This is a genomic window from Kitasatospora sp. NPDC001119 (assembly GCF_053598475.1).
Genome location: NZ_JBSFKI010000053.1, coordinates 39,144 through 48,740 on the forward strand (window position 1 = coordinate 39,144; position 9,597 = coordinate 48,740).

The window sequence follows — 9,597 nt, forward strand, 5'->3', positions numbered from 1 at the left end:
CCGAACACTCCGAGCCGCCTGACGGTCCCTCCCGCGCGGACCGTCAGGCAGTCAGGCGGTGATCAGCGCGGCCAGCAGCTCCGAGGCGTCGATCCCGCGCGGCAGGTCGCTCACCTGCCCGTCCCCGACCTCGACCACCCGCCAGCCGGAGCCGTCCGCCCGGCTGGCGAGGTCGGTGGTCACGAAGCGGCAGCCGAGCCGGCGGACCAGCGCCGGGACGTCGGTGAGGTCGGGCTCGACGGCCCGGCGCGGGGCGTCCGGGTGCGGCCCGACCAGGACGGGCCGGCCGTCCAGCCACCACACCCGGGCCTCCACGGCCCGCCCGCCGCTCCCCGGCGCGCCGCCGTCCGCCCGCTCCGGCCCGGCCGCACCAGCCGTACAGGCCGCACCGCCCGTACGGCTCGCGCCGTTCGCGCCGTTCGCGCCGACCGGTCCCGCCGCCGGGAGGTCCGCGCCCTCGAACTCCTCGTACCGCCGCAGCACCACGCCGCCCGCCAGGAACTCGCCCTGTAGTTCGACGAACCGTCCGACCACCCGGCCGACGGCCGCCAGGTCGGCCAACTCGGGTACGTAGCAGGCCTCGTACCACTCGTGCTTGCGCGACTTCACGTAGTCCTTGACGATCGCCGGCCCGCGCCCGCCGAGCCGGGCCGCGGCCTCCGCCAGCTCCGCCGGCCCGGGCGCCACCGGTCCCTCGGACGGGATCCACGCGCTGGCCGGGGTCGCGCCCTCGAACACGCCGTACCAGCCGGGCAGTTCATGGGCGGCCGCGTACCCGGGCGCGCTGGTCAGCAGGGTGCCGCCGCGGGCGGTGAGCGCGGCGGCGAAGTCGGCGTACCGGGCGGAGGGCAGCATCCAACCCCGGTACCAGAGCGGGCCGCTGTCCCGCGGCACCCGCAGCACGGCCTCCTCGGCCCGCCCGGCGAGCAGCCCGTCGTGGTCGACCAGGTGCAGCTCGCCGCCCAACTCCCGCAGGGTCCTGGCCTCCCAGGCGAAGTGCGGGTCGGGCCGGCGCGGGTTGAGCGGATCGGAGGGGAAGATGATCGCGGGTGCGGGCATGGCCGTCAGGGTACGGCGGACCGGTGGGCCCGGCGCCCGCCACGACGGACCGGCCGGCTCGTGCACCCGACCGGAGTGCCGAAACCGCTCGACGGCCCCGGACGGTCGCTGGGAGAGTGACCCGATGCGAAATCTGCTGCGCCCCCGCAAACGCAGGCCGAGGCAGGCCGCCCGCACGGTGGTCCTGGACGGGAACGGCTCGGTCTTCCTGCTCCGTTCGGACAACGACGAGGTCGGCGTGCACTGGACCATGCCGGGAGGCGGCCTGGAACCGGGCGAGACCCCGTGGGACGGCGCCCGGCGCGAGCTGTGGGAGGAGACGGGCTGGAGCGACCTCGAACCCGGCCCGCTGCTCTGCACCTGGGAGCACGACTTCACCTGGCACGGCACCCCGGTCCGCCAGCACGAGCACATCTACCTCACCGGCGGCCCGCACCGCGGTCCGGTCGGCGACGTCAGCGCGGTGCACGCCGTCGACCGGATCCTGGACTGGCGCTGGTGGACCCCGGCCGACCTCGCCGACGAGAACGCCGACGCGCTCTGGCCGCCCGCGCTGCCGGAACTGCTGGACTCGGTCCGTACGGGCTGGGCCGTGGACGGGCGGCCGCCGGTGCCCGTCGACCTCGGGTACATCCCGAACGCCCCGGCCACCCGCTAGGCCCGCCGAGTCCGCCAGACCTGCTCGGCCCGCCTGGCCGGCCTGGCTGGCCAAGCCCGCCAGGCCCGCTCGGCCAGTCGCCGAACGGGCCCGGCGGAGCGGTCAGGTGCGCCCGCCGCGCCGGGGCCGCCCGGCCGGACCGGGTTCCCAGCCGTGCAGCTCCAGCTCCCGGTCGTGCAGTGCGGCGGGGTTCATCAGCACCGTCAGCTGGGCGCCGGCCAGCTGCTCGAGGTCGAGCCCGGTGGCGGACAGCAGCTGCTCGGTCGGCACCGAGACGGCGATGGCGGGCCGCCAGGAGGGCAGTACCACCAGGCAGGTGCCGCGGCCGACCCGGATCGGCTGGGCCGCCACGCGGACCGGTGCGCGCTCCTCCGGTCGGCCGAGGGCCTCGGCGGGCCCGGGGCTGCCGCCGATCAGGATGCCGAGCGGCGGTTCGGCCCACGAGACCGCTGCGGCGGACCCGACGGCAGCGGCGTCGACAGCAGAAGGGGCGGCAGCGCCGGCCCCACCCCCGATGCCAGTCCCGAACGACGGCGTCCGCGCCGCCACTTCCGCCGCATCGGCGGGTTCGCCCACCCGTCCGGTGGCCCCCGGCAGGGCCGGCCCGGTCGGGCCGGACGCGGCCGTCTCCCGTGCGGTCGCCTCCTGCCCTGTCCGGGAGGCCTGCGGGTGCATCCGGCGCAGGCGCCGGGAGGGTGACGGCCGCCGGGATCCCAGGATCCGCGGCTCCTCGTGCGCCGGGCGCTGCGCCGGGACGGACGGGCCGCCCTCCGCCGTCGCGGTGGCGGGCCCGAACCGGACGAACCCGTCCTCGGCCTCCGCGTCGAGGCCGAGCAGGGCCCGCACCTCCGCGACCGGTCGGCGGCACGCGGCCGCCAGCTCGGCGACGGAGCGGCCCTGGACGTGCGCGGCCCGCAGCCGCTCGGCGAACGCCGCCCGCAGCCGTGCCGTGGTCGGATCATCGTCGTGCGGGTCGCCGTCCGTCCGGTCGCCGTCCGCCGGTCCGCCACCGGCCTCCGGAGCGGCCGCAGGCAGGACGGGCGGCGCCTCCGCGTCGTACCGGCTGCGCGGCTGCGGCACCGAGTCGGGGCGGGCCGTCGCCTCCGGGGTGCCGGGCGCGGCCGCACCGGGCTCGGTGGCGGTCGCGATCGAGCACATCGGTACGGCCGAGCCGGGCGAGCCGGTCGGGGCGGGCGGGGGCGAGGATCCGGCGCTGTCCCGGGGCGGGCCGGGCAGGGACGGGTCGGTTGCGGCGGGGTGGAGCGAGGTCATCTGCGGGCCCTTCGGGAAACGGTCCCGACGATCCTCCCGCACCACGCGATCAGCTCCAAGCGTCCAACCCGGTGGTGTGCGCGATACCACCGCGACACCGCCGCGATACCACCACGGAATCACCCGGGGACCGTCGCGGGCCCACCCGGGGCCCACCCGGGGACCGCCCAAGACGGCGCCGGGCGGGCACTGTTGCCGTACGACCGGAACGCCGCCCCGTTCCGCCCGCCGACGCCGACCAGGCCCGGCCGGCCGGGTTCGCTCCGGGCTCACACTCGGGCTCACCCGACGGACTCACCCGGCGGATTCACCTGCCTGGCTCAACTGCCGGGCGCGACAAAGCCCTTGAGGTCGTTGAGCACCACGTTCGCCGCCATGACGCCGAGCCCGAGGAACCAGGTCTCGTCCGAAACCGGCCGGGCCTGACCGGACTTGACCGCACCGAGCGTCTTCCAGAGCGCGCCGCCGAGCACCGCGTCCTGGTTGGTCGAGCTGGGGCTGCCGTACACGCCGTAGAAGATCCAGTCGGCGTCGGCCTTGTCGATCTGCTCCGGGCCGACCTCCACCGCGAGCTCCTTGACCTGCTCGATCGCGGGCTGCGGCAGCGGCACGTCGGTGAGGATGGTGCCGATGAAGGAGAGCTCCGCGTAGAGCCGGGTGCGGCCCGGCATGAAGCGCAGCGGGGTGATGGTGGGCCGCTTGTCGCCGAGCTTCGCGCCGATCGCCGCGGCGGCCGCCTGGTACGCGTCGAGCTGGGTCCTGGCCTCGGCCTCCAGGCCGAAGGCGCTCGCGTTGAGCAGGAAGTTCTGCTTCCACGGGTAGCCGGGGCGCAGCGAGAAGACGGTCGGCGCGATCTTGGAGAGCTGCGCGTACTGGTCCTGGGCGCGCAGCTGACTGCCGAGGATCAGGTCGGGCTTGAGCGCGGCGATGGCCTCCAGGTTGAGGCTGTTGATGGTGCCGACGGCGGCGGGGCTGCCGGCCTTGTCCTTGAGGTAGGACGGCAGGGACTTGGAGCCGTCGGTGTACACGATGCCGACCGGCTGGATGCCGAGGGCGACGACGTTGTCGAGCTCGCCGGTGTCCAGCACCACGACCCGGGTGGGCCTGGCCGGGAGCACCGTCTCGCCCATCGCGTGCCTGAGGGTGCGCGGGTAGACGCCGGGGGCGGCGTCGGTGCCGAAGCCCTTCATCCTCTCGATCACGGCGGCGTAGTCGTCCCCGCCCTGCTTGACCGACTTCTGGTTCGGGGAGGAGCCGCCGCCGGCCGGGGTCGAACCGCTGCTGCCGCCCGATCCACCGGATCCGCCGGAGCTGCCGCAGGCGGTGAGCAGTCCGCCGAGGCCGAGCACCGCCCCGCCGGCGATCCCGGCGGTGAGGAACCGGCGACGGCCGGAGGTGCGGGGGGAGAGGACCGGGTCGTCGGAGGTGGGGGGCACGCGACGCTCCTTTCACGATCGAAATTAGGTTAGGCAAACCTATCCGACTCGGGGAGCGGTGGGGGGAGCGGCCCGTCCGGGCCGGGGGCAAACCTGGTCGAATCTTGGCAAAAGGGAGAAATTTTCTTGGCCCAACTCCTTTGAAACAAAGGTACATGGGTTAACAAGCCGTAAATACATCCACCCGAACAGCCGTCACGAGAACGAATCGAAGCAAGTGGTTTAGATCACCAAGGGTTGGTCTACTCAACCTTCCATGCCCGCCTCTAGGGTGCGCTGGTGTTTGATCAGCAGCTCTCAGAGCACACGAGCAGCGGCCGGGCAATGGCGCCCGGCGCTCCGCAGGGTGCCCCGGTCAGTGGCATCAGTGGTGGGGTCCCCGTCGATCAGGGGACCGCTGGGGGAGCGGGGGACAAGGGTCTACGGGGCGGTTCCGTCGGCCTGCTGAGCAGTGTGGTGCTGGGCGTCTCGACGGTCGCCCCGGTCTACTGCCTGACCGCCACACTCGGCCCGACCGTCACCGCGGTCGGGGTGCAGATGCCGGCGGTGTTCCTGGCCGGCTTCCTGCCGATGCTGCTCGTCGCGTTCGCGTACAAGGAGCTGAACAAGGACTTCCCGGACTGCGGCACGTCCTTCACCTGGGGCGTCCGGGCCTTCGGTCCCCGGGTCGGCTGGATGGCCGGGTGGGGCCTGACGGTGGCGACCATCATCGTGCTCTCCAACCTGGCCGGGGTCGCGACCGACTTCCTGTACCTGATGCTCGGGGAGATGACCGGCAGCAGCTGGGTCACCGAACTCGACCAGAACAAGGCCGTCCACCTGCTCACCGTGGTCCTGCTGATCGCCGGCGCCACCGCGATGAGCTACCGGGGGATGACCGCCACCAAGTGGTTCCAGTACAGCCTGGTCGGCCTCCAGCTGGCCGTGCTGCTGCTCTTCTCCGTCATCGCCATCGGGAAGGCCGCCTCGGGCGACCTGCCCGACTCGATCGGCTTCTCCTTCTCCTGGCTCAACCCGCTCGAGGTCAGCTCGTTCAGCGCGTTCACCGCCGGGCTGTCGCTGTCGATCTTCATGTACTGGGGCTGGGACACCTGCCTGACCATGAACGAGGAGACCCAGGGCAGCGCCAAGACCCCCGGCCGCGCCGCGATGATCTCGATGGTCACCCTGGTCGGCTCGTACCTGCTGGTCGCGATCGCCTCCCAGATGTTCGCGGGCGTCGGCAGCACCGGCAACGGCCTCGGCAACCCGGCCACCGCCGACAACGTCTTCTCCGCGCTGGCCCGTCCGGTGCTCGGCTCGCCGTGGAGCATCCTGCTCTTCCTGGCCGTCGTCGCCAGCGCCGCCGCCAGCCTGCAGACCACCTTCATCCCGGTGGCCCGCACCCTGCTCGCGATGAGCGCCTACCGCGCCGTGCCGCCGCGCTTCGGCGCCGTCCACCCGCGCTTCCGCACCCCCGGCTACGCCACCGTCGCGGCGGGCATCGCCACCGCGGTCTTCTACGTCGGGATGAGCCTGATCAGCGAGAACGTCGTCCAGGACACCATCCTGGCGCTCGGTCTGATGATCTGCTTCTACTACGCACTGACCGCCTTCGCCTGCGTCTGGTACTTCCGCCGTTCGCTGCGCACCGGTGTCCGCGCGCTGCTGCTCAAGGGCGTCGCCCCGTTCGTCGGCGGCGTGCTGCTCACCGCGGTCTTCCTCCAGACCCTCACCGACGCCTGGGCCCCCGACTACGGCAGCGGTTCGGTCTTCGGCATCGGCTCGGTCTTCGTGATCGGCGTCGGCATCCTGCTGCTCGGCGCGGGCCTGATGACCTGGTACGGCTTCATCCGGCCGGAGTTCTTCCGCGGCGAGACGCTGCACAAGGACACCCCGGCACTGGTCGTGGAGGACTGACTGCCGCTACCGTGGGGCGCATGAAGCGCTTCATCGGCCTGTGCTGGTGGCCGTCCTAGGACGGCCACCAGCACTCGCCTGAGCAGGGCCGTCCGGGATGGACGGCCCTGCTGCGTTTTCCGTAGGACGGGCCCCTCGCCCCGGACGGCCACCACCACCGCCGTACCGAGGAGAGACACCTTGACCACCGCCACCGCCACCGCCACCGTCCCCACCACTGCCGGTCCCGCCGCCGCCGCGGCCACCGCCGTCGCCGCCGCGTCCGTCCTGTCCGACGACCCGGCAGCCCACCGCGTCCTCACCGGGGACCGCCCCACCGGACCGCTCCACCTCGGCCACTACTTCGGCACCCTGCGCAACCGGGTCCGGCTCCAGGACCAGGGCGTCGAGATGTTCGTCGTGGTCGCCGACTACCAGGTCATCACCGACCGCGACCTCGCCGACCGGCTCGCCGAGCACACCGAGAACCTCGTCCTCGACTACCTCGCCGCCGGCCTCGACCCCGAGCGGGCGACGATCTTCCCGCACAGCGCCGTCCCCGCCCTCAACCAGCTGCTGCTCCCCTTCCTCAGCCTGGTCAGCGTCGCCGAGCTGGGCCGCAACCCCACCGTCAAGGACGAGATCACCCACTCCCGGCAGTCCGCCGTCAGCGGGCTGATGTTCACCTACCCCGTCCACCAGGCCGCCGACATCCTCTTCTGCAAGGCCGACCTGGTCCCGGTCGGCCAGGACCAGCTGCCCCATCTCGAAGTCGCCCGCACCGTCGCCCGCCGCTTCAACGAGCGCTACCCGCACGCCGACGGCAGCGCCGTCTTCCCCCGTCCGCAGGCCCTGCTCTCCGAAGCCCCGATGCTGCTCGGCACCGACGGCGGAAAGATGAGCAAGAGCCGGGGCAACGCCGTCGCCCTCGGCGCCACCGAGGACGAGACCGCCCGGATCATCCGCGGCGCCAGGACCGACGCCGACCGCCGGATCGGCTACGACCCGGTCGACCGGCCCGAGGTCTCCAGCCTCGTCCTGCTCGCCGCCCTCTGCCAGGACCGGGCCCCCGAGGCCGTCGCCGAGGAGATCGGCGACGGCGGCGCCGCCGCGCTCAAGCGCACCGTCACGGAGTCCGTCAACGAGTTCCTCCGCCCGCTGCGCGCCCGCCGCGCCGAACTCGCCGCCGACCGGGGCCACCTGCGGCAGGTCCTGCGCGACGGCGCCGAGCGGGCCAACGCCGTCGCCGACGCCACCCTCGCCGAGGTGCGGGAGGTGATGGGGGCGGCGATCTGAAGAGCCCTCACGCCGGCCGGCGGACATCGGCCGGTCGGCACGGGGCATATCGTCACCGGGCGGTCGCGGCCACGGCGCGACCGCCCGAACCCCGCTTCCGCGTCCGAAAGGTGGCCCGGCCCATGGACCAGCACCCGACCACACCCGGCCAGGGGCTGACCCGCCCGCCGCACCTGCGCCCCGGCGACCACGTCGCCGTCGTCGCCCCCAGCGGTCCCGTCGACGCCGAACGTCTCACCGCCGGGTGCGCGATCCTCCGCTCCTGGGGGCTCCGCGTGACCGTCGCCCCGCACGTCCTCGACACCCACCCCACCCTCGGCTACCTGGCCGGCACCGACGCCGACCGCGCCGCCGACCTCCAGACCGCCTGGCTCGACCCCACCGTCGACGCCGTCATCTGCGCCCGCGGCGGGTACGGCGTGCACCGCATCGTCGACCTGCTCGACTGGACCGCGATGCGCGCCGCCGCCCCCAAGCCCTTCATCGGCTTCAGCGACGTCAGCTCCCTGCACGAGGCCTTCGCCCGGCGGCTCGGCCTCGCCACCCTGTACGGACCGCTGGCCGCCGGTGCCTCCTTCGTCTCCGACGGCCCGACCGCCGAGCACCTGCGCCGCACCCTCTTCGACCCCGCCGCCGTCACCGTTCTCACCTCGCCCACCGCCGCCCCGCTCGTCCCCGGCCGCGCCCGCGGCGTCACGGCCGGCGGCTGCCTCCACGTCCTCACCGCCGAGCGCGGCACGCCCGCCGCCCGTCCCTCGTACGAGGGCGCCGTCCTGCTGCTCGAAGACGTGAACGAGCACCCCTACCAGCTCGACCGGCTGCTGACCCAGCTCCTGCGCTCCGGAGCCCTCGACGGCGTGGCCGGCCTGGCCCTCGGCTCCTGGGAGGGCTGCGGACGGCCCCAGCGGGTCCGGGACGTGATGCTCGACCGGCTCGGCGGGCTCGGCGTCCCCGTGCTCTGGGAACTGGGCTTCGGCCACTGCCCCTCCACCCTCACCGTCCCGCTCGGCGTGCCCGCCCTGCTCGACGCCGACGCCGGCACCCTCACCCTGGACCTGCCCGCCCTCGCCGACCGCTGAGCAAAGCCAACCGCCGAGCGAAGAGGTTCACTGAGCAAAGAGGCGCACTGAGCAAAGAGGCGCACTGAACAGGAGGCGCGCGCTGAGTAGGGTGCGGCCATGAACGAGGACCGCCTCACCGCCCTTGCCCTCGGCTTCCTCCGAGGCCCGGGCAGCAACGCCCGTACGATCCTCGGACTTGCCGGCCCGCCCGCCGCCGGCAAGTCCACCCTGGCCCGCCACCTGGTCGCCGAGGTCGAGCGGGCCGAAGGCCCCGGCACCGCCGCCTACGTCCCGCTCGACGGCTTCCACCTCTCCGGCGCCCAGCTCGACCGCCTCGGCCTGACCCACCGCAAGGGCGCCCCGGCGACCTTCGACGCCCACGGCTACGTCGCCCTGCTGCGCCGGATCGCCGGCGACCGGTTCCAGGACATCTACGTCCCGGACTTCGACCGCACCCTGGACGAGCCGGTCGCCGCCCGCCACGTGGTCCGCCCGCGGACCCGGCTCGTCATCACCGAGGGCAACTACCTCGCCTCCGCCGAAGCCCCCTGGCCCGACGCCCGCCGCCTGCTGCACGAGCTCTGGTACGTCCACGCCGAGGACGAGGTCCGCGAGGAGCGCCTGCTCCGGCGGCACCGCGACGGCGGCCGTGACGAGGCCACCGCCCGCCACTGGGTCACCGGCAACGACCACCCCAACGGCGAGTACGTGAAGCCGGGCCGGGCGCTCTGCACCCGCACCGTCTCCGGGACGGGTTTGCCTCCGACGCCGGACAGGGGTAGTGTTTCCTAGTCGCTCGGCAGGGAGCACCGGACACGCGTCTGCGCGGACGGTCCCGGAGCGGCCAATCCTCTGAAACACCACTTCCGGTTCGTGCCGGTCGTTTGCGCTTTTCGGCGCTGTGACCTGGTGCTTATTCGGCGTGCTCGTTTTATCG

At 73.7% G+C, this 9,597-nt stretch carries 8 protein-coding genes; 5 read left to right on the forward strand and 3 right to left on the reverse strand.

Features of this window, described 5'->3' with window-relative positions:
- Positions 1–51: 51 nt before the first annotated feature.
- Complete coding sequence (locus ACWDD9_RS39380; RefSeq protein ID WP_449814253.1) at positions 52–1,059, reverse strand: ATP-grasp domain-containing protein; 1,008 nt, start codon at positions 1,057–1,059, stop codon at positions 52–54.
- Between the two features lie 124 nt (positions 1,060–1,183).
- On the opposite strand from ACWDD9_RS39380, the gene ACWDD9_RS39385 reads away from it, so the two are divergent.
- On the forward strand, positions 1,184–1,717 hold the full coding sequence (locus tag ACWDD9_RS39385) for an NUDIX hydrolase (protein WP_387968210.1): 534 nt from the start codon (positions 1,184–1,186) through the stop codon (positions 1,715–1,717).
- A gap of 102 nt (positions 1,718–1,819) precedes the next feature.
- Here ACWDD9_RS39385 and ACWDD9_RS39390 read toward each other — a convergent pair whose 3' ends face one another.
- Positions 1,820–2,989 (reverse strand): hypothetical protein, encoded by a 1,170-nt coding sequence (locus ACWDD9_RS39390; protein WP_449814254.1) that lies wholly within the window; start codon positions 2,987–2,989, stop codon positions 1,820–1,822.
- A gap of 320 nt (positions 2,990–3,309) precedes the next feature.
- Complete coding sequence (locus ACWDD9_RS39395) at positions 3,310–4,425, reverse strand: ABC transporter substrate-binding protein (RefSeq protein WP_449814255.1); 1,116 nt, start codon at positions 4,423–4,425, stop codon at positions 3,310–3,312.
- A gap of 324 nt (positions 4,426–4,749) precedes the next feature.
- Here ACWDD9_RS39395 and ACWDD9_RS39400 point away from each other — a divergent pair, with 324 nt between their 5' ends.
- From ACWDD9_RS39400 to ACWDD9_RS39415, 4 genes are all read left to right on the forward strand, one after another.
- On the forward strand, positions 4,750–6,324 hold the full coding sequence (locus tag ACWDD9_RS39400; RefSeq protein WP_375877346.1) for an APC family permease: 1,575 nt from the start codon (positions 4,750–4,752) through the stop codon (positions 6,322–6,324).
- 267 nt (positions 6,325–6,591) lie between these two features.
- Positions 6,592–7,599, forward strand: a complete 1,008-nt coding sequence (gene trpS, locus ACWDD9_RS39405) for a tryptophan--tRNA ligase (RefSeq protein WP_234348619.1) — start codon at positions 6,592–6,594, stop codon at positions 7,597–7,599.
- A 122-nt stretch (positions 7,600–7,721) separates the two neighbouring features.
- On the forward strand, positions 7,722–8,678 hold the full coding sequence (locus ACWDD9_RS39410; RefSeq protein WP_380743341.1) for a S66 peptidase family protein: 957 nt from the start codon (positions 7,722–7,724) through the stop codon (positions 8,676–8,678).
- A gap of 99 nt (positions 8,679–8,777) precedes the next feature.
- Positions 8,778–9,452, forward strand: a complete 675-nt coding sequence (locus ACWDD9_RS39415) for a nucleoside/nucleotide kinase family protein (protein ID WP_449814256.1) — start codon at positions 8,778–8,780, stop codon at positions 9,450–9,452.
- Positions 9,453–9,597 lie beyond the last annotated feature (145 nt).

What these genes read in the sequence shown, in the direction of transcription:
- ACWDD9_RS39380 (WP_449814253.1), bottom strand. Translation starts at nt 1,059, where the DNA reads ATGCCCGCACCCGCGATCATCTTCCCCTCCGATCCGCTCAACCCGCGC.
- ACWDD9_RS39385 (WP_387968210.1), top strand. Translation starts at nt 1,184, where the DNA reads ATGCGAAATCTGCTGCGCCCCCGCAAACGCAGGCCGAGGCAGGCCGCC.
- ACWDD9_RS39390 (WP_449814254.1), bottom strand. Translation starts at nt 2,989, where the DNA reads ATGACCTCGCTCCACCCCGCCGCAACCGACCCGTCCCTGCCCGGCCCG.
- ACWDD9_RS39400 (WP_375877346.1), top strand. Translation starts at nt 4,750, where the DNA reads ATGGCGCCCGGCGCTCCGCAGGGTGCCCCGGTCAGTGGCATCAGTGGT.
- ACWDD9_RS39410 (WP_380743341.1), top strand. Translation starts at nt 7,722, where the DNA reads ATGGACCAGCACCCGACCACACCCGGCCAGGGGCTGACCCGCCCGCCG.
- ACWDD9_RS39415 (WP_449814256.1), top strand. Translation starts at nt 8,778, where the DNA reads ATGAACGAGGACCGCCTCACCGCCCTTGCCCTCGGCTTCCTCCGAGGC.